Origin of the sequence: Kitasatospora sp. NPDC036755 (assembly GCF_040636595.1) — a bacterium.
Taxonomy (GTDB): Bacteria; Actinomycetota; Actinomycetes; order Streptomycetales; family Streptomycetaceae; genus Kitasatospora.
Genome location: NZ_JBEZUT010000066.1, coordinates 1 through 18,764, shown reverse-complemented (window position 1 = coordinate 18,764; position 18,764 = coordinate 1). Strand labels below are relative to the sequence as shown.

General features: G+C 72.1%; 15 protein-coding genes. 4 read left to right on the top strand and 11 right to left on the bottom strand.

What is annotated here, in order from left to right:
• Positions 1-73: 73 nt before the first annotated feature.
• Positions 74-2,302: a regulator gene (locus tag AB0E96_RS12905; RefSeq protein WP_359822151.1), complete on the top strand. Its 2,229-nt coding sequence runs from the start codon at positions 74-76 to the stop codon at positions 2,300-2,302.
• 48 nt (positions 2,303-2,350) lie between these two features.
• Positions 2,351-2,677 carry a tetratricopeptide repeat protein gene (locus tag AB0E96_RS12900; RefSeq protein ID WP_359822148.1) on the top strand — a complete coding sequence of 109 codons (327 nt, stop codon included), beginning with the start codon at positions 2,351-2,353 and terminating at the stop codon, positions 2,675-2,677.
• Between the two features lie 82 nt (positions 2,678-2,759).
• On the opposite strand, the gene rpsD is transcribed toward AB0E96_RS12900, so the two are convergent.
• The 7 genes from rpsD to AB0E96_RS12865 form a co-directional block, all read right to left on the bottom strand.
• The gene (gene rpsD / locus AB0E96_RS12895; protein ID WP_063346792.1) at positions 2,760-3,374 is read right to left on the bottom strand and encodes a 30S ribosomal protein S4; all 615 of its coding nucleotides are present in this window, start codon (positions 3,372-3,374) and stop codon (positions 2,760-2,762) included.
• Between the two features lie 311 nt (positions 3,375-3,685).
• On the bottom strand, positions 3,686-5,140 hold the full coding sequence (locus tag AB0E96_RS12890) for a replication-associated recombination protein A (protein ID WP_359822145.1): 1,455 nt from the start codon (positions 5,138-5,140) through the stop codon (positions 3,686-3,688).
• Between the two features lie 50 nt (positions 5,141-5,190).
• The gene (gene ppk2, locus AB0E96_RS12885; protein ID WP_359822142.1) at positions 5,191-6,009 is read right to left on the bottom strand and encodes a polyphosphate kinase 2; all 819 of its coding nucleotides are present in this window, start codon (positions 6,007-6,009) and stop codon (positions 5,191-5,193) included.
• A gap of 140 nt (positions 6,010-6,149) precedes the next feature.
• The gene (locus tag AB0E96_RS12880; protein WP_359822139.1) at positions 6,150-6,656 is read right to left on the bottom strand and encodes an N-acetyltransferase; all 507 of its coding nucleotides are present in this window, start codon (positions 6,654-6,656) and stop codon (positions 6,150-6,152) included.
• A gap of 95 nt (positions 6,657-6,751) precedes the next feature.
• Positions 6,752-8,542, bottom strand: a complete 1,791-nt coding sequence (aspS, locus tag AB0E96_RS12875) for an aspartate--tRNA ligase (protein WP_359822136.1) — start codon at positions 8,540-8,542, stop codon at positions 6,752-6,754.
• The gene (gene hisS / locus AB0E96_RS12870) at positions 8,539-9,801 is read right to left on the bottom strand and encodes a histidine--tRNA ligase (protein WP_359822133.1); all 1,263 of its coding nucleotides are present in this window, start codon (positions 9,799-9,801) and stop codon (positions 8,539-8,541) included. The genes aspS and hisS overlap by 4 nt, the downstream gene beginning before the upstream one ends.
• A gap of 11 nt (positions 9,802-9,812) precedes the next feature.
• The gene (locus AB0E96_RS12865) at positions 9,813-10,520 is read right to left on the bottom strand and encodes an MBL fold metallo-hydrolase (RefSeq protein ID WP_359822130.1); all 708 of its coding nucleotides are present in this window, start codon (positions 10,518-10,520) and stop codon (positions 9,813-9,815) included.
• A 250-nt stretch (positions 10,521-10,770) separates the two neighbouring features.
• On the opposite strand from AB0E96_RS12865, the gene AB0E96_RS12860 reads away from it, so the two are divergent.
• Together AB0E96_RS12860 and AB0E96_RS12855 are read left to right on the top strand one after the other, a co-directional pair.
• Positions 10,771-11,613, top strand: a complete 843-nt coding sequence (locus tag AB0E96_RS12860) for a peptidylprolyl isomerase (protein ID WP_359822127.1) — start codon at positions 10,771-10,773, stop codon at positions 11,611-11,613.
• Positions 11,614-11,878: 265 nt separating this feature from the next.
• Positions 11,879-13,108: a DUF349 domain-containing protein gene (locus AB0E96_RS12855; protein ID WP_359822124.1), complete on the top strand. Its 1,230-nt coding sequence runs from the start codon at positions 11,879-11,881 to the stop codon at positions 13,106-13,108.
• Positions 13,109-13,235: 127 nt separating this feature from the next.
• Here AB0E96_RS12855 and AB0E96_RS12850 read toward each other — a convergent pair whose 3' ends face one another.
• The 4 genes from AB0E96_RS12850 to secD form a co-directional block, all read right to left on the bottom strand.
• Positions 13,236-15,650, bottom strand: a complete 2,415-nt coding sequence (locus AB0E96_RS12850; RefSeq protein WP_359822178.1) for a bifunctional (p)ppGpp synthetase/guanosine-3',5'-bis(diphosphate) 3'-pyrophosphohydrolase — start codon at positions 15,648-15,650, stop codon at positions 13,236-13,238.
• A 190-nt stretch (positions 15,651-15,840) separates the two neighbouring features.
• Positions 15,841-16,392 (bottom strand): adenine phosphoribosyltransferase, encoded by a 552-nt coding sequence (locus AB0E96_RS12845; RefSeq protein ID WP_359822122.1) that lies wholly within the window; start codon positions 16,390-16,392, stop codon positions 15,841-15,843.
• A 44-nt stretch (positions 16,393-16,436) separates the two neighbouring features.
• Positions 16,437-17,537, bottom strand: coding sequence for a protein translocase subunit SecF (gene secF / locus AB0E96_RS12840; RefSeq protein ID WP_359822120.1), 1,101 nt, complete (start codon positions 17,535-17,537; stop codon positions 16,437-16,439).
• Positions 17,538-17,541: 4 nt separating this feature from the next.
• A partial coding sequence (gene secD, locus AB0E96_RS12835; RefSeq protein ID WP_359822119.1) for a protein translocase subunit SecD occupies positions 17,542-18,764 on the bottom strand: 1,223 nt, incomplete at its 5' end.

The window sequence follows — 18,764 nt, the reverse complement described above, 5'->3', positions numbered from 1 at the left end:
GGCAGGCCGTCGCCCGTACGGCCCGACGCACGTCCGGACCGCGGCGGTCCGGCCCGAACACGGGGAGCAGCCTTTGGCCGGGGACTGGAGAGCACGGCCGGGGGAGCCCGGTCCGGGGCCGTACGAGCCGGAGCCCGGGCGGCTGCCGGCCGAGGTGACGGGCTTCGTCGGGCGGCGGGAGGAGCTGGCCGAACTGGCCGGCCTGCTGGCCTCGGCCCGGCTGGTGACCGTCACCGGGCCGGGCGGCGTGGGCAAGAGCCGGCTGGCGCTGCGCGCCGCGGCCCGGGCGGCCGACGCGTTCCCGGACGGCACCTGGCTGGTGGACGTGGCCCCGGTGCAGGACGGGCTACTGCTCGGCCACGCCGTCCTGGAGGCACTGCGGCTCGCCGACGGCACCGCCCGTCCGCCGCTGGACGTCCTCACCGAGCGGTTGGACGGCCGGCGCCTGCTGCTGGTGCTGGACGGCTGCGAGCACCTGGTGGAGGCCTGCGCCGAGCTGGCCGACGCGCTGCTGCGGGCGCTGCCCGGCCTGCGGCTGCTGGCCACCAGCCGCACCGCCCTGCGGGCCTCGGGCGAGCACCTGCTGGGCCTGGCTCCGCTGCCGGCCGGCCCGGCGCCCGTCGGCCCGGTGCGGCCGGACACGCTGCCGGAGGCGGTACGGCTGTTCGCCGACCGGGCCCGGGCGGTGCTGCCGTCCTTCGAGGTGACGGAGGCCAACGCGGAGGCGGTCACGCTGCTCTGCCGCCGGCTGGACGGCATCCCGCTGGCCGTGGAGCTGGCCGCCGGCCGGCTGCGCGCCCTGTCGGTGGAGCAGATCACGGCCCGGCTGGACGACCGCTTCCGGCTGCTCACCGGCGGCTCCCGGACGGCCCTGCCCCGGCACCGGGCGCTGCGCACCACCATCGGCTGGAGCCATGAGCTGTGCACCGTGCAGGAACGTTTACTCTGGGCCCGCCTGTCGGTCTTCGCCGGCGGCTTCGACCTGGAGGCCGCCGAGTACGTCTGCGCCGGCGAGGGCATCGAGGGCGAGGACGTGCTCGACCTGCTCGACGAGCTGGTGGCCAAGTCCGTCGTGCTGCGCGAGGACAGCGCCTTCGGCGTGCGCTTCCGGCTGCTGGACACCCTGCGCGAGTACGGCGGCCAGTGGCTGCGCGCCGCCGGCGAGGAGCCGCGGCTGCTGCGCCGCCACCGGGACTGGTACCTGGGCGTCGCCACCTGGGGCGAGGTCGAGTGGTTCGGCCCCCGGCAGGCGGAGACCGCCGAGCGCACCGAGCTGGCCCACGCCAACCTCCGCGCGGCGCTGGAGTTCTGCCTCGCCGAGCCGGGCGAGGAGCAGATCGCCCTGCTGCTGGCCGGCACCCTCTGGTTCTACTGGGTGGGCTGCGGCCACCTCGGCGAGGGCCGGCACTGGCTGGACCGCGCGCTCGCCCTGGACCGCGAGCCCACCGAGGCCCGGGCCAAGGCCCTGTGGGTGACCGGCCACATGGCCACCCTCCAGGGGGACCTCGGCCTGGCCCGCCCGGTGCTGGAGGAGTGCCGCCGCCAGGCCCTGGACACCGGGGACGACCGGGCCCTGGCCCACGCCGTCCACCGCCAGGGCTGCGTCGCCCTGGTCGGCGACGACCCCGACCGGGCCGCCGAGCTGTTCGAGGAGGCGCTCTGGCACTACCGGACCATCGGCGAGCTCAACAGCAACGTGGTGATGGCCATGCTGGAGCTGGGCCTGGCCTACCTCTTCCAGGGGGACCTGGACAGCGGCGAGCTCTGGTTCGGCCAGGCCCGCGAGCTGTGCGAGGAGCACGGCGAGCAGTGGGCCTACGGGTACGTGCTCTACGCGATGGCGTACTCGCACTGGCTGGACGGCGCGGTGCAGCCCGCCCGGGCGCTGGCCCGGGAGTGCGTCCGGCTGAACCACCTCTTCCGCGACCTGCTCGGCATCGTGCTGGGCATCGACCTGCTGGCGCTGCTGGAGACCGAGCCGAGCAGGCCGGGCGAACCGGGGAACCTGCGTGAGGCCCGGGTGCTGCAGGGGGCCGCGCACCGGATCTGGCGCGCGGTCGGCAACCCCTTCCTGGGCTCGCGGAACTTCTTCGGGCCGCACCAGGAGTGCGCCGAGCGGGCCCTGGCCGGGCTGACCGCCGACGAGTACGAGGACTGCTACGCGGCCGGCACCCTGCTGGACGTGGACGCGGCGGTGGTCCGGGCGCTCGGCGGCGGGGGCTCCGCGCACGACCCGGAGGCGGCCCCGGGCCCGCTCTCGGCGCTGCCCGCACCGGCGCCCTCGCGGATGCGGAATAGTTGAAACTTGCCGATTGCTTGAGGAGGCAAGGAACCACCCGGAAGGAGCACCATGGCCGTCCACAACGCCGCCGACGAGTACCGCATGGCGAAGTTCTACTTCGATTCCAAGGCCTACACGGACGCGGCCCGCATGCTCGAAGGGGTCCTGGCCGAGGAGCCGGCCAACCTCTCCGTCCGCCTGCTGCTGGCCCGCAGCTACTTCCACTCGGCCCAACTCCGCCGCGCCGAGGCCGAGCTGCTGCGGATCCTGGAGGCCGACCCGGCCGAGGACTACGCCCGGCTGATGCTCGGCCGCACCCTGGAGCGCCAGGGCCGCGCCGAGGAGGCCCGGCCGCACCTGCGGCTGGCCGCCGCGATGAGCGGCGAGGCCCTCTGACGGCACACCGGAAAAGGGACGAGCCCCCGCCGCCTCGAAAGGCGACGGGGGCTCGCTGGTGTTCGCGAAGAGCGAAGCCGGGTCAGCGCGAGTAGTACTCGACGACCAGCTGCTCGTCACAGATCACCGGGACCTCCTTGCGCTGCGGCGCACGGTCCAGGCGGAAGGCCAGGGCCTTCAGGTTGACCTCGAGGTACTTCGGGGTCTGGCCCTCACCCGCGTAGCCACCCTCACGGGCGACCTGGAAGGGGACCTTCTCCTTGGAGCGCTCGCGGACGGTCACCACGAAGCCCGGCTTCATCTGGTACGACGGCTTGTTGACCTTGCCGCCGTTGACCTCGATGTGGCCGTGGACGACCATCTGGCGGGCCTGGTAGATGGTGCGGGCGATGCCCGAACGCAGCACCAGCGAGTCCAGACGGGTCTCCAGCTCGGCGACGAGCGCCTCACCGGTCTTGCCCTCGGCCTTCTTCGCGCGGTCGAACGCGCGCGCCATCTGCTTCTCGCTCAGGTCGTACTGGGCGCGCAGACGCTGCTTCTCGAGCAGACGGACCTTGTAGTCCGAGTTCTGCTTGCGGCCACGGCCGTGCTGGCCGGGCGGGTACGGGCGGGCCTCGAAGTACTTGACGGACTTCGGGGTCAGCGGCACACCGAGGGCACGCGCGATCTTGACCTTGGGACGCTTCTGGTTCGCCATGAACCAAACCTTCCTTGCTTACGAATACGGCTTCACCAGGTGTTGACGGAGGTCGCATGTCGCGACTCGGAGAAAACCCCGCCGCCTGCGCGATGGGATCAGCCGCTCTCCGGAGCCGGGCACGAAACGTGCTGGTCACACGAAGGACCCGGAGAACCGGGCCATCCGCGACACCGAAACGGTGCGCGACGCTCCTGGTGCGGGCCTCCCGGAGGAGGCCTACGGCCGGTGCCCCGCTGGTGCGGCCGGTCGGTGGGGTCTCCCCCGCCGCCGTCCCGGGACATGGCACTCCGACGAAGTATACCCGTGGATCACTCGGCCTTTTCCCCGGGCTGCTCCCCGGCCGCGGGATCCGCCGTCCGCTCCGGGCTCCCCGCCGCCTTCGCGCCCTTCGTCGCGTCCTTCTTCTCCACCCTGCGCTCCCCGCGCAGCCGCCCGCGCGTCCACTCCACCACGTCCGCGTACCGGGCCTCGCCGCCGCGCCTGGTCGGCTGGTAGTACTCCTTGCCGTGCACCGCGTCCGGCGCGTACTGCTGGGCGGCGATGCCCTCCGGCAGGTCGTGCGGGTACCGGTAGCCCTTGCCGTGGCCGAGCTTGCCCGCACCGCCGTAGTGCGCGTCCCGCAGGTGGGACGGGACGGCGCCGGCCAGGCCCTGCCTGACGTCCGCCAGCGCCGCGTCGATCGCCAGGTAGGCCGCGTTGGACTTGGGCGCCAGGGCCAGCGCGATGGCCGCCTGGGACAGGATGATCCGGGCCTCCGGGAAGCCGATCAGGGCCACCGCCTGGGCCGCCGCCACCGCCGTCTGCAGGGCCGTCGGGTCGGCCAGGCCGACGTCCTCGCTGGCCGAGATCATCAGCCGGCGGGCGATGAACCGCGGGTCCTCCCCCGCCTCGATCATCCGGGCCAGGTAGTGCAGGGTGGCGTCCACGTCGCTGCCGCGGATCGACTTGATCAGCGCGCTCGCCACGTCGTAGTGCTGGTCGCCGTCCTTGTCGTAGCGCACCGCCGCCTGGTTGACCGCCGTCTCGGTGGTGGCCAGGGTGATGCTCGACTCGCTCTTCTCCAGCGCCGCTCCGGCCGCCGCCTCCAGCGTGGTCAGCGCCCGCCGGGCGTCCCCGCCGGCCAGCCGCACCAGGTGGTCCTCGGCCTCCGCGGACAGCTCCAGCGTGCCCGCCAGGCCGCGCTCGTCGGCCACCGCGCGGCGCAGCAGCGCCCGGACGTCCTCGTCGGTCAGCGACTCCAGGGTGAGCAGCAGCGAGCGGGACAGCAGCGGGGAGATCACCGAGAAGTACGGGTTCTCCGTGGTGGCCGCGATCAGGGTGACCCAGCGGTTCTCCACGGCCGGCAGCAGCGAGTCCTGCTGGGCCTTGGAGAAGCGGTGGATCTCGTCCAGGAAGAGCACCGTCTCCCGGCCGGACATCCCGACCGCCCGCCGGGCACCGTCGATCACCGCCCGGACCTCCTTGACCCCGGCGGTGATCGCGGACAGCTCCACGAAGCGGCCCTCGACCGCCTGGCTGATCACGTGCGCCAGGGTGGTCTTGCCGGTGCCGGGCGGCCCCCAGAGGATCACCGAGCTGGTCGCCGCCGGGCCGCGCGAGCCCGCGACCAGCCGGCGCAGCGGCGAGCCGGGCTTCAGCAGCTGCCGCTGTCCGGCCACCTCGTCCAGGGTGCGCGGACGCATCCGTACGGCCAGGGGCGCGCGGCCGGGCTCCCTGCTCTGGCGTTCCTCGGCTGCGGCGGTGAAGAGGTCCGGTTCGTCCACACCGGAAGCCTATGCGAGGCCCCCGACAGCCCGGGCGGCCGAGGCGCGTCCTAGTGCAGCCCGGCGGCGTGGTCCGGGACGTACTTCTGCAGGTCGCGCGGGGGCCGCTGGTAGCCGCGCGAGGCGGGGCGGGGCGGCAGCTCGATCCTTGGCGCCCTGGTCTCGTGGTACGGCACGGTGGACAGCAGGTGGGCGATCATGTTGATCCGCGCCCGGCGCTTGTCGTCGCTCTCCACCACGTGCCAGGGCGAGTCCGGGGTGTCGGTGTGGATGAACATCTCGTCCTTGGCCCGCGAGTAGTCCTCCCAGCGGGTGATCGACTCGACGTCCATCGGGGAGAGCTTCCAGCGCTTCATCGGGTCCTCCAGGCGGTCCCGGAAGCGCCGCTCCTGCTCGGTGTCGCTCACCGAGAACCAGTACTTGCGCAGCAGGATGCCCGATTCGGTCAGCATCCGCTCGAAGGTCGGGCACTGGTGCAGGAACTGCCAGTACTCCTCGTCGCTGCAGAAGCCCATCACGCGCTCGACGCCCGCGCGGTTGTACCAGCTGCGGTCGAACAGCACGATCTCCCCGGCGGCCGGAAGGTGCTCGACGTACCGCTGGAAGTACCACTGGGTCTTCTGCCGCTCGGTCGGCGTGGGCAGCGCCGCGACCCTGGCGATGCGCGGGTTGAGGTACTCCGTCACGCGCTTGATCGCCCCGCCCTTGCCGGCGGCGTCGCGGCCCTCGAAGACCACCACCAGCCGGGCGCCCTCGACCCGCACCCACTCCTGGAGCTTCACCAGCTCCTCCTGGAGCCGCAGCAGCTCCCGCTCGTACGGCTTCCTCGCCAGCCTCTCCGGCTTCTCGGTCCGCTGCCGCTCGACCACCCTCGGGTCCTCCGTTCGGTTGAATGCCGATGAGCACTCACCGTAGGCGCCGGAGGCCGGATCCGCAGGTCGGCGTGGCCGTGGCGACCGGGCCGGTCTCGTGGACCGGCCCTGGGAGAGGCGCCCGAGGGGAGCGTGGGCTACACGGCGACGAACGGCTCGGGGTAGCGGCAGAGGCCGCGCGGCGCGCCGTCGTACCCGGCCAGCGGCAGCGCCTGGAAGTACTCCTGCGGCACCTCGAACGGGCCGGAGACCTCGTGCCGCCCGGCCGGCTCGAAACCGAACCGCCCGTAGTACTCCGGATCGCCGAGGACGATCACGAGCTTCTCGCCCGCCTTCTCGGCCGCCGACAGCGCGGCCCGGACGACCAGTTCGCCGACGCCCCGGCGCTGCCACTCGGGCGCCACCGCGACCGGCGCGAGCGCCAGGCCCTTGCCGTCGCCGACCCGGAGCCGGGTCAGCAGCGCGTGCCCGATCACCAGCCCCGCCCCGTCGACCGCCACCACGGACAGGCCGGGCAGCCAGGCGGGATCGCGGCGCAGCGCGTCCACCAGGTCCGCCTCGTCCGGGCCGGGGAACGCGGCCATGTGGACGCGCCTGGTCGCCGGGGCGTCGTCCGGACATTCGACTCTCGTTGTGACCTGCAAAAGTCAACCCTCCCTGTGTCACACACCGTTGTGGACCGGCCCCGGACGGCGGGTGGGCCGTCCGGGGCCGTTGCAGGTTAGCGGATGACGCGGTGTCAGGACTTGGGCTGAGCCTCGCCCTTGGCGTCCTCGCGGACCTTGGGCTGGGCGTCCACGCCGGCCTCGCGGCGCTGCGCCGGGGTGATCGGGGTCGGGGCGCCGGTCAGCGGGTCGCCGCCGGTGGACGTCTTCGGGAAGGCGATGACGTCCCGGATGGTGTCGTACCCGCCCAGCAGCGTGACGATGCGGTCCAGGCCGAAGGCGACGCCACCGTGCGGCGGCGGGCCGTAGTTGAAGGCGTCCAGCAGGAAGCCGAACTGCGAGGCCGCCTCCTCCTCGGAGAGGCCGATCGCGTCGAACGCCCGCTTCTGCACCTCGCGCTGGTGGATACGGATCGAACCGCCGCCCAGCTCCGAGCCGTTGAGGACCAGGTCGTAGGCGTTGGACAGGGCCGAGCCCGGGTCGGTGTCGAAGGTGGACAGCGACTCGGCGGTCGGGGCGGTGAACGGGTGGTGCACCGCGTGCCAGCCCTGGAACTGGCCCTTGTCGTCCTCGATCGGCTCGAACATCGGGAAGTCGACGACCCAGAGGAAGGCCCACTGGGACTCGTCGATCAGCTCGCAGCGGCGGCCGATCTCCAGGCGGGCGGCGCCGAGCAGCTCCTGCGAGGCGCGCTCCTTGCCGGCCGCGAAGAAGATCGCGTCGCCGTTCTTGGCGCCGGCGGCGGCGGCGAGGCCGGCCAGGTGCTCCTCGGAGAGGTTCTTGGCGACCGGGCCGCGCAGCTCGCCGGTCTCGGCGTCGATGAGGACGTACGCCAGGCCCCGGGCGCCGCGCGCCTTGGCCCAGTCCTGCCAGGCGTCCAGCTGCTTGCGCGGCTGGGAGGCGCCGCCGGGCATGACCACGGCGCCGACGTACGGGGCCTGGAAGACCCGGAAGTCGGTGCCCTTGAAGTACTCGGTCAGGTCGGTGAGTTCCTGGCCGAAGCGGACGTCCGGCTTGTCCGAGCCGTAGCGGCCCATGGCGTCCGCGTACGTCATCCGCGGCAGCGGGTTCGGGATCTCGTAGCCGTGCACCTCGCGCCAGATGGAGCCGACGATCTTCTCGCCGAGGGCCAGGATGTCCTCCTGGTCGACGAACGAGGCCTCGATGTCCAGCTGGGTGAACTCCGGCTGCCGGTCGGCACGGAAGTCCTCGTCGCGGAAGCAGCGGGCGATCTGGTAGTAGCGCTCCATGCCGGCCACCATCAGCAGCTGCTTGAACAGCTGGGGCGACTGCGGGAGGGCGTACCAGTGGCCGGGCTGGAGGCGGACCGGGACCAGGAAGTCGCGGGCGCCCTCGGGGGTGGAGCGGGTGAGGTACGGCGTCTCGATGTCGAGGTAGTCGTTCTCCTCCATCACCCGGCGGATGATGTTGTTGACCTTGGAGCGCAGGCGCAGGCCCTTGGCCGGGCCCTCGCGGCGCAGGTCCAGGTAGCGGTAGCGCAGCCGGACCTCCTCGTTGACCGTGCCCGGCTCGTACTCGGCGACCGGGAAGGGCAGCGGGGCGGCCTCGGAGAGCACCTCGATCTCGCTGACGACGACCTCGACGGCGCCGGTCGGGATGTCCGGGTTCTCGTTGCCCTCGGGGCGGACCCGGACGTCGCCGACGACCTTGACGCAGTACTCGGCGCGCAGGCCGTGCACCGAGTCGAGGTCACGGACCACGATCTGCACGGTGCCGGAGGCGTCGCGCAGGTCGATGAAGGCGACGCCGCCGTGGTCGCGGCGGCGGGCGACCCAGCCGGCCAGGGTGACGGTGGTGCCTGCGTGCTCCGGGCGGAGCGTGCCCGCGTCGTGCGTGCGGATCACAGCTGCTTCTCCTTCAGGGTGGTGACGAGTGCGTCGAGGGCGACGGGGGTCTGCTCGCCGGTGCTCATGTCCTTGAGCTGGACGACGCCCTCGGCGAGGTCCCGGTCCCCGGCGATCAGGGCGAAGCGCGCACCGGACCGGTCGGCGGACTTCATGGCGTTCTTGATGCTCTTCACGCCGAAGGCGAGGTCGGTGGCGACGCCGGCCCGGCGCAGCTCGACCACCTTCGCGAACAGGGTGTTCTTGGCCTCCTCGCCGAGCGCGACGGCGTAGACGGCGGTGGCGGACGGCAGGTCGAGGGTGATGCCCTCGGCCTCCATCGCGAGGTAGGTGCGGTCCACGCCGAGGGCCCAGCCGACGGACGGCAGCGCCGGGCCGCCGATCATCTCGGACAGGCCGTCGTAGCGGCCGCCGCCGCCGATCGCGGACTGGGCGCCGAGGCCGTTGTGCACGAACTCGAAGGTGGTGCGGGTGTAGTAGTCCAGGCCGCGCACCAGCTTGGGGTCGTCGACGAAGGCCACGCCCGCCGCGGTGAGCAGCTCGCGGACCTTCTCGTCGTACGCCTTGCACTCCTCGCACAGGTAGTCGCGCAGCATCGGGGCGTCGGCCAGCTGGGCCTGCACCGACTCGCGCTTGTCGTCGAGGACGCGCAGCGGGTTGATCTCGGCGCGGCGGCGGGTCTCCTCGTCCAGGTCCAGGCCGGAGAGGAACTCGATCAGGGCGGCGCGGTAGACCGGGCGGCACTGCTTGTCGCCGAGGCTGTTGAGCAGCAGCGAGTAGTTCCGCACGCCGAGCGAGCGGAACGCGTCGTCGGCCAGGATGATCAGCTCGGCGTCCAGCGCCGGGTCCTCGGCGCCGATCGCCTCGGCGCCGACCTGGGAGAACTGGCGGTAGCGGCCCTTCTGGGCGCGCTCGTAGCGGTAGTACGAGGCGGAGTACCAGAGCTTGACCGGCAGGTTGCCCTGCTTGTGCAGGTTGGCCTGGAGGGCGGCGCGCAGCACCGGGGCGGTGCCCTCGGGGCGCAGCGCGAGCTCGTCGCCGCCCTTGGTGGTGAGGGTGTACATCTCCTTGGTGACGATGTCGGTGGACTCGCCGACGCCGCGGGAGAACAGCTTCACGTCCTCGAAGACCGGGGTCTCGATGTACCCGTAACCGGCCCGGCGGGAGGGCCCGGAGAGCCGGTCGCGGATCGCCAGGAAGGTCGCGGAGCTGGGGGGCAGCAGGTCGTAGGTGCCCTTGGGGGCGGTGAAGGTGCTCAACTTCTCTTCCGTCACATTCCTCGTCGCGGGAAAGCCGGGGCGCCGGTGGCCCCCGCTGCCTGTCGGAGGTAGGGGTTGGTGGCGCGCTCGCGGCCGATGGTGGTCTGACCGCCGTGGCCGGAGAGGACCACGGTGGAGTCGTCGAGGGGCAGGCACACCCGGGCCAGCGAGTTCATGATCGCCTCGCTGTCCCCGCCCGGGAGGTCGGTACGCCCTATGGAGCCGGCGAACAGCAGGTCGCCCGAGAACAGCACCGGGGGGAGGTCCTCGGCACCGGGCGTCCGGAAGGTCACCGACCCCCCGGTATGGCCCGGGGCGTGGTCCACGGTGAGCTTCAGGCCCGCCAGCTCCAGCACGCTGCCGTCGGTGAGCTCGCGCACGTCGTCGGGCTCGCCGACGGTGAGCTCGCCCATCAGCTGGGTGCCCAGGGAGCGGCCGAGCGCCTTCTCCGGGTCGGACATCATGTACCGGTCCTCGGGGTGGATCCACGCCGGGACGCCGCGGGCGCCGCAGACCGGGACCACGGAGGCCACGTGGTCGATGTGGCCGTGGGTGAGCAGCACGGCGACGGGCTTCAGCCGGTGCTCGCGGACCATCTCCTCGACGCCGGCGGCCGCCTGGTGCCCGGGATCGACGATGACGCACTCCTCGCCCGCCGCCGGAGCGACCAGGTAGCAGTTGGTGCCCCAGGCTCCAGCGGGGAATCCGGCGATGAACACGCGCGTCCTTCGGGTGTGCGGCGGGCGGCTGCGGCGGCTACCAGTGGTGATCGCTGCCTGTGGTGATTTAGGTGCAGCCTACCGGCGCCCCGGGCCCGGTTGCGAACCAGATGGGGGTGGCGGGGCGCCGCGGCCCGGCAGGTTCACCGGGTTCTTACAGGCCCGGTCCCTACACTTGGCCGCCGAGGGATGCGATGATCCGCTCCGGAATCCATCCTCATTTCCCGCACATCCGTAGGAGACACGGCCGGTGGTCAGCAGCGAACAGCGGCGGCGGCAGCTCGCCCGAGAGAAGTACGAGCGCCAGTTGGAGCGCCGGGTCGCGGCCGCGGCCGCGCGCAGGCGGCGCAACACGATCCTGGGGGCCTCGCTCGCCGTGGTGGTGCTGGCCGGCGGTGGCACGCTGATCGCCACCGGCGCGTTCAGCTCGGACGACAAGGGCGGCGCGTCGGCCGCGAAGAGCGCGCAGGCCGCGCCGACCGCCACCGACGAGCCGAGCACCCCGACCCGCAAGCCCGTCGAGGGCTGCGCCGCCCCGGCGCCGGGCGCGCCCAACGGCAAGCAGTGGCAGGCCGAGCCGCCGATGACGGTCGACGCGGGCGGCTCGTACGCGATGACGCTGGACAGCAACTGCGGCAAGGTGACGATCGCGCTGGACGCGGCCAAGGCCCCGCACACCGTGAACTCCTTCGCCTTCCTGGCCGGCGAGCAGTACTTCGACCACACCAAGTGCCACCGCCTGACCACCGACGGCATCTTCGTGCTCCAGTGCGGCGACCCGACCGCCAGCGCGACCGTCCCGGGCGGCACCGGCGGCCCCGGCTACAAGTTCGCGGACGAGAACCTCACCGGCGCGACCTACCCGGCCGGCACCGTGGCGATGGCCAACTCCGGCCCGGGCACCAACGGCAGCCAGTTCTTCCTGGTCTACAAGGACACCAAGCTGCCGCCGAACTACACCCCCTTCGGCAAGATCACCGGTGGCCTGGACGTGGTGCAGAAGATCGCGGCCGCGGGCACCCTGGAGGGCTCGCCGGACGGCCACCCGATGGCCGATGTCACCTTCAACTCCGTTACGGTAGCGAAGGGTTGACCAACTCCGGGGCCGTCGGCGGGCGGTGTGCGCGCCGCCCCCGCACGGCCCCGGACCGAAATCGCCCGGCCCGGATGCGGACAGCACCGGTCCTGGTCGCCTATGTTGGCGTTGTATAGGGTGCCCGGACCCGCCTAGCCGTCACCCTCGGCAGCAAGGCACGGCGGACGGGGACGGCGGACTCTTTCGGTCCGTCGCACATCAACTGTGGACGACGGACGCGCGCCGCCCCGGCGCGGGCGCGACGTCATGTGGAGGACGCGCTATGAGCAGCGACCCGTGGGGCCGTGTGGACGAGCAGGGCACGGTCTACGTCAGGACGGCCGACGGCGAACGCGTCGTCGGTTCCTGGCAGGCCGGCTCGCCCGAGGAGGCCCTCGCCTACTTCGAGCGCAAGTACCAGGGCATCGAGGTGGAGATCGGCCTGCTGGAGAAGCGGGTGCGCACCACCGACCTGGCCGCCAAGGACGCCCAGACCGCGCTGGAGCACCTGCGCGCCCAGGTCGTCGAGGGGCACGCGGTCGGTGACCTGGAGGCCCTGGCCAAGCGGCTGGACACGCTCGCTGGCGAGATCGAGAGCCGGCGCGAGGAGCGCAAGGCCGCCCGCGCCAAGGCCCAGGACGAGGCCCGTGCGGCCAAGGACGCCCTGGTCGCCGAGGCCGAGCAGCTCGCCGAGTCCACCCAGTGGCGGGAGGCCGGAGACCGGCTGCGCGCCCTGGTGGACACCTGGAAGGGCCTGCCCCGGCTGGACCGCAAGAGCGACGACGAGCTGTGGCACCGCTTCTCGCACGCCCGCTCGGTCTTCTCCAAGCACCGCAAGGCGCACTTCGCGACCCTGGACGCCGAGCGCGAGAAGGCCCGGCAGACCAAGGAGGCGCTGGTCGCCGAGGCCGAGGCGCTGTCCTCGTCGACGGAGTGGGGCAGCACCGCCGCCTCCTACCGCGACCTGATGGCGCGTTGGAAGGCCGCCGGCCGGGCCCAGCGGGACATCGAGGACGAGCTGTGGGCGCGGTTCCGCGGCGCCCAGGACGTCTTCTTCCAGGCCCGCTCCTCGGTGTTCAGCGAGCGGGACGCCGAGCAGGTCGAGAACCAGAAGCTCAAGGAGGCGCTGGCCGTCGAGGCCGAGGCGATCCTGCCGATCACCGACCTCAAGGCCGCCAAGGCCGCGCTGCGCGAGGTCAACGAGCGCTGGGAGGCCATCGGGCACGTGCCGCGCGAGGTCCGTCCGAAGCTGGACGGCCGGCTGAACGCGGTCGAGCGGGCCATCCGCGAGGCCGAGGACGCCGAGTGGAAGCGCTCCAACCCGGAGGCCAAGGCCCGCGCCGCCGGCATGGTGGGCCTGTTCCAGGCGAAGGCCGACAAGATCCAGGCCGACCTGGACAAGGCCCGCGCGGCCGGCAACGCCTCCAGGACCGCCAAGCTGGAGTCCGAGCTGGCGGGCGTGCAGACCCTGCTGGAGCAGGCGCACAAGAGCCAGGAGGAGTTCAGCGGCTGAGTGCCCCGCCGCGGCTGATCGGCCGACCGGGCCGCTCGCCCCGACACGCTGAACGGCGAAGGCCCCCGGGATCGCTCCCGGGGGCCTTTCGCGCTGCTGCTCCAGGTGGAGGCGCCGCCGCCCGCCGCTACTTGCGGGCGGAGGTGACGCGGTAGACGTCGTAGACGCCCTCGACCCCGCGCACCGCCTTGAGCACGTGGCCCAGGTGCTTCGGGTCGCCCATCTCGAAGGTGAAGCGGCTCATCGCCACCCGGTCCCGGGAGGTCTGCACCGCCGCCGACAGGATGTTGACGTGCTGGTCGGAGAGCACCCGGGTGACGTCCGAGAGCAGCCGGGAGCGGTCCAGCGCCTCGACCTGGATGGCCACCAGGAAGACGGACGACTGGGTGGCCGCCCACTCGACGTCGATCATGCGCTCCGGCTGCTGGCTCAGCGCCTCCACGTTGACGCAGTCGGCGCGGTGCACCGAGACGCCGTTGCCGCGGGTCACGAAGCCGACGATCGGGTCGCCCGGCACCGGGGTGCAGCAGCGGGAGAGCTTGACCCAGACGTCCTCGATGCCCTTGACGATCACGCCCGGGTCGCCCTTGGCCCGGCGGCGCACCGCGCGGCGGTTGTCGTGGGTCGGGGTGGCGGTCTCCGCCAGGTCCTCGGTGGCGCCCTCCTCGCCGCCGAGCGCCTGGACGAGCTTCTGCACGATGTTCGGCGCGGCGACGTGGCCCTCGCCGATCGCGGCGTAGAGCGAGGAGATGTCGGGGTAGCGCATCTCGTGGGCCAGGGTGACCAGCGAGTCGCCGGTCAGGATCCGCTGGATCGGCAGGCCCTGCTTGCGCATCGCCCGGACGATCGCCTCCTTGCCGTGCTCGATCGCCTCCTCGCGGCGCTCCTTGGAGAACCAGGCGCGGATCTTGTTGCGGGCGCGCGGCGACTTGACGAAGCCCAGCCAGTCCCGGGACGGGCCGGCGTTCTCCGCCTTGGAGGTGAACACCTCGACGGTGTCGCCGTTCTCCAGGGTCGACTCCAGCGGCACCAGCCGCCCGTTGACCCTGGCGCCTATCGTCCGGTAGCCGACCTCGGTGTGCACCGCGAAGGCGAAGTCGACCGGGGTGGCCCCGGCCGGCAGGGCTATCACGTCGCCCTTGGGGGTGAAGACGAAGACCTCGTTGCTGGCCAGGTCGAAGCGGAGCGACTCCAGGAACTCGCCCGGGTCGGCCGTCTCCTTCTGCCAGTCCAGCAGCTGCCGCAGCCAGGCCATCTCGTTGACGGCGCCGGCCTTGTCGTCCTTGCGGACCTGGGTCGGGGTGTCGGTGCGGACCTTGGAGGCCCCGGCGACCGCGCGCTGCTTGTACTTCCAGTGGGCGGCGATGCCGTACTCGGCCCGCCGGTGCATGTCGAAGGTGCGGATCTGCAGCTCGACGGGCTTGCCCCCGGGACCGATCACCGTGGTGTGCAGTGACTGGTACATGTTGAACTTGGGCATCGCGATGTAGTCCTTGAACCGGCCCGGCACCGGGTTCCACCGCGCGTGGATGGTGCCCAGCGCCGCGTAGCAGTCGCGGACGGTGTCGACCAGGACCCGGATGCCCACCAGGTCGTAGATCTCGGCGAAGTCCCGGCCCCGGACGATCATCTTCTGGTAGACCGAGTAGTAGTGCTTCGGCCGGCCGGTGACGGAGGCGGTGATCCGGGCGCCGCGCAGGTCCCCCTGGACCTGGTCGATGACGGTCGCCAGGTACTCGTCCCGCTTGGGGGCGCGCTCGGCGACCAGCCGGACGATCTCGTCGTACATCTTGGGGTAGAGGATCGCGAAGGCGAGGTCCTCCAGCTCCCACTTGATGGTGTTCATGCCCAGCCGGTGCGCCAGCGGGGCGTAGATCTCCAGCGTCTCGCGGGCCTTCTTCTCCTGCTTCTCCCGCTTGAGGTAGCGCATCGTGCGCATGTTGTGCAGGCGGTCGGCCAGCTTGATCACCAGGACCCGCGGGTCCTTGGCCATCGCCACGACCATCTTGCGGACCGTCTCGGCCTGCGCGGCCTCGCCGAACTTGACCCGGTCCAGCTTGGTGACGCCGTCCACCAGCAGCGCCACCGAGTCCCCGAAGTCCTTGCGCAGGGTCTCCAGGCCGTAGTCGGTGTCCTCGACGGTGTCGTGCAGCAGCCCGGCCATCAGGGTCGGGGCGTCCATGCCGAGCTCGGCCAGGATCGTCGCCACGGCCAGCGGGTGGGTGATGTACGGGTCGCCGCTCTTGCGCTTCTGTCCGCGGTGCCACTTCTCGGCGACCGCGTACGCCTTCTCTATGTCCCGCAGCAGCGCCGGGTCGGCCTTGGGGTCGTTGGCCCGGATCGAGCGGAACAGCGGCTCCAGGACGGGGTTGAGCACGCTGGAACGCTGGCCGCCCAGGCGGGCCAGCCGGGCGCGCATGCCGCCGGTGGAGCCGCGGCCGGAGGGGCCGAGCGAACGCGAGGAGGTCGGCGCCGGGCGTGCCGGGGTGGCCCCCGAGGGCGTGGGACGGTTATCGGGGGCGGCCGCTGCGGCCGTGGGCACAACCTCGTCGGGCAAGGACAACTCCTCGGGGCACCGGGCCGACCCCCGCCGAGGCCCGAACGGTCGGACACAACCGGGAGGGGATGAATCTTCATGGTACCGAGCCGGGCGCCGCGGTGTTCATCCGGCCGGGCCGGAAACGGAAGGGCGGCGGTCGGATGTTCCGACCGCCGCCCTTCCCCGGGAACTCTCAGACCGTGACCAGCGTCTCCAGCGGAGCGCCGTCCAGGTGCCCGGCCAGCCGCTCGCGGCCGTCCAGGAAGCCCAGCTCCATCAGCACCACGACGCCCACCAGCCGGGCCCCGGCCTCCTTGACCAGGTCCAGCGAGGCGCCGATGGTGCCACCGGTGGCCAGCACGTCGTCCACCACCAGCACCCGCTCACCGGGCGCGAAGGCGTCGCACTGGACCTCCAGCGTCGCCGAGCCGTACTCCAGCTCGTACGAGCGCCGGAACACCTCGCCGGGCAGCTTGCCCTGCTTGCGGATCGGCACGAAGCCGAGCCCGGCCGCGTAGGCCGCCGGAGCCGCCAGCACGAAGCCGCGCGCCTCCAGGCCCACCACCTTGGTCGCACCGAGCTCCTCGGCCCGGGCCGCCAGCGCCCGGGTGAGGGCGCCGAAGGCCTCGGCGTCGGCGAGCAGCGGCGCGATGTCCTTGAACAGCACACCCGGCTTCGGGTAGTCCGGGACGTCCCGGATCCGGCTGTTCAGCAGCTCGGCCAGTGCGGTGTCGGCGGTGGTCACGGTTCTGTCCTTCACGGTGGTGGTGGCCCGGGTCTCGGCCGGGGTCAGCGCTTGGTGGACGGACGGCCCTTGGCACGCGTGGTGCCGGCCGCGCGGCCGCGCTGTCCGACCATACCCGCAGGCTGCTCCTCGTCCGTCGACCCGTCCGCCTCGACGCCCTCCGCGGCCCCGGCCTTGGCGGCGGCCGCGGCACGGTGCTGGAGGACCCGCTTGCGCAGCGCCTTCATCTCCGGCTGCTCCTCCTTGAGCTGCGCCAGCAGCGGGGTGGCGACGCAGATCGAGGAGTAGGCACCGGCCGCGAGGCCGATGAACAGCGCGAGCGAGATGTCGTTCAGGGTGCCGGCGCCCAGGAGGCCGCCGCCGATGAACAGCAGCGCGGCCACCGGCAGCAGCGCCACCACGGTGGTGTTGAGCGAGCGCACCAGGGTCTGGTTGAGGCCCGCGTTGGCGGCCTCGCTGTAGGTGAGCTTGTTCTGCTTCTCGATCCCCTTGGTGTTCTCCTTCACGGTGTCGAAGACGACGACCGTGTCGTAGAGCGAGTAACCGAGGATCGTCAGGAAGCCGATCACCGTGCCCGGGGTGACCTCGAAGCCCACCAGGGCGTACACGCCGATGGTGATCAGGAGGTCGTGGATGAGGGCGACCAGCGCCGACACGGCCATCCGCCACTCGAAGGCGATCGCCAGGTAGACCGTCACCAGGACCATGAAGACGATCAGGCCGGTGAGCGCCTTCTGGGAGATCTGCTTGCCCCAGCTGGGGCCGATCACCTGGGCCTCGACGGTGTCCAGCGGGACGTCGAGCTTCTTCGCGAGCTCGGAGCGGATCTCGTCGGAGCTCTTCGTCTCCTCGGTGCTGACCTGGATGCGGATCTTGCCGTTGTCGGTCGACTGCACCAGCGGGTGCGAGGAGACGACCCCGTCCGCGGTGTCCTGCGCCTGGGAGACCGTCAGTCCGGGCTTGGACACGGTGTAGACCGAGCCGCCCTTGAACTCGATGCCCAGGTGCAGGCCCATGGCCAGGCCGATCGCCGCGACCAGCACGATCACGCCGGAGATGGAGTACCAGAGCTTGCGGCGACCGACGAAGTCGAAGCTGACTTCACCCTGGTAGAGCCGGTGGCCCAGGTTGGAGAAGCGTGACACGGTGTCAGGCCTCCTTCACGGCGGCAGAGGAGGGGCTACGGCGACGGCTGCTGCGCAGCGGCGGGCGGGCGCCCAGCCGCTTCGGGTCCAGGCCGGACCACGGGTGGCCGTCCAGGAAGAACTTGCGACGGGCCAGCAGCGTGATCAGCGGCTTGGTGAAGAGGAAGATCACCACGACGTCGAGCAGGGTGGTCAGACCCAGGGTGAACGCGAAGCCCTGGACCTTGCCGACCGAGACCACGTAGAGCACGGCGGCACAGAGGAAGGACACGAAGTCCGAGACCAGGATGGTGCGCCGGGCGCGCGGCCAGGCCCGCTGGACCGCCGGGCGCAGCGGGGCGCCCTCGCGGACCTCGTCGCGGATGCGCTCGAAGTACACGATGAAGGAGTCGGCGGTGATGCCGATCGCGACGATCGCGCCGCAGACCGCGGGCAGGTTCAGCGCGAAGCCGATCGCGTTGCCGAGCAGGCTCATGATCGAGTAGGTCAGGGCCGCCGAGACGAGCAGACCGGCGATCGAGACCAGGCCCAGACCGCGGTAGTAGATCAGCGAGTAGGCGACCACGAGGATCATGCCGATGGCGCCGGCGACCAGACCGGCCTTGAGCTGGTCGCTGCCGAGCGCCGGGGAGACGGTGGTGATGTCGCTCTTGGCGAACTCCAGCGGCAGGGCGCCGTAGCTCAGCACGTTGGCGAGGTCCTGCGCCTCGGCCTGCGAGAAGCGGCCGGTGATGACCGCGCTGCCGCCCGGGATCGGTCCGTTGACCTGCGGGTGGGAGACGACCTGGTTGTCCAGCACGATGGCGAACTGGTTGTTCGGCGGGGCCTGCGAGGCCAGCTGGCCGGTGACCTTGGCGAAGGCGTCGCTGCCGCTGCTGTTGAACTGCAGCTGGACCTGCCAGCCGGCACCCTGCTGGGTGTCGATGGTGGCCTGGGCCTTGGAGACGTCCGCGCCCTTCACGGCCGCGGGGCCGAGGGCCAGCTTCTCGTAGTAGCCGTTCTCGGCCTTCTGGGAGCAGGCCACGACGGCCTTGTCCTCGGCGCCGGTCTGGGCGGCGCGGACGTCCGGCTTGGAGCAGTCCAGGGCGGCGAAGGCGGCGGCCAGCTCGGGCGGCACGGTGCCCTGGGTCATCGCGTTGCTGATGTCGGCCGGGGTCTGCGGGGCGGCCGGGTCACCGGTGGCGGCCGGGGCCGCGCTGCCGGATGCGGCGGCGGAGGGCGCGGTGC

Coding starts and splice junctions, on each gene's coding strand:
- AB0E96_RS12900 (WP_359822148.1), top strand. CDS start 2,351: ATGGCCGTCCACAACGCCGCCGACGAGTACCGCATGGCGAAGTTCTAC.
- rpsD (WP_063346792.1), bottom strand. CDS start 3,374: ATGGCGAACCAGAAGCGTCCCAAGGTCAAGATCGCGCGTGCCCTCGGT.
- AB0E96_RS12855 (WP_359822124.1), top strand. CDS start 11,879: ATGAGCAGCGACCCGTGGGGCCGTGTGGACGAGCAGGGCACGGTCTAC.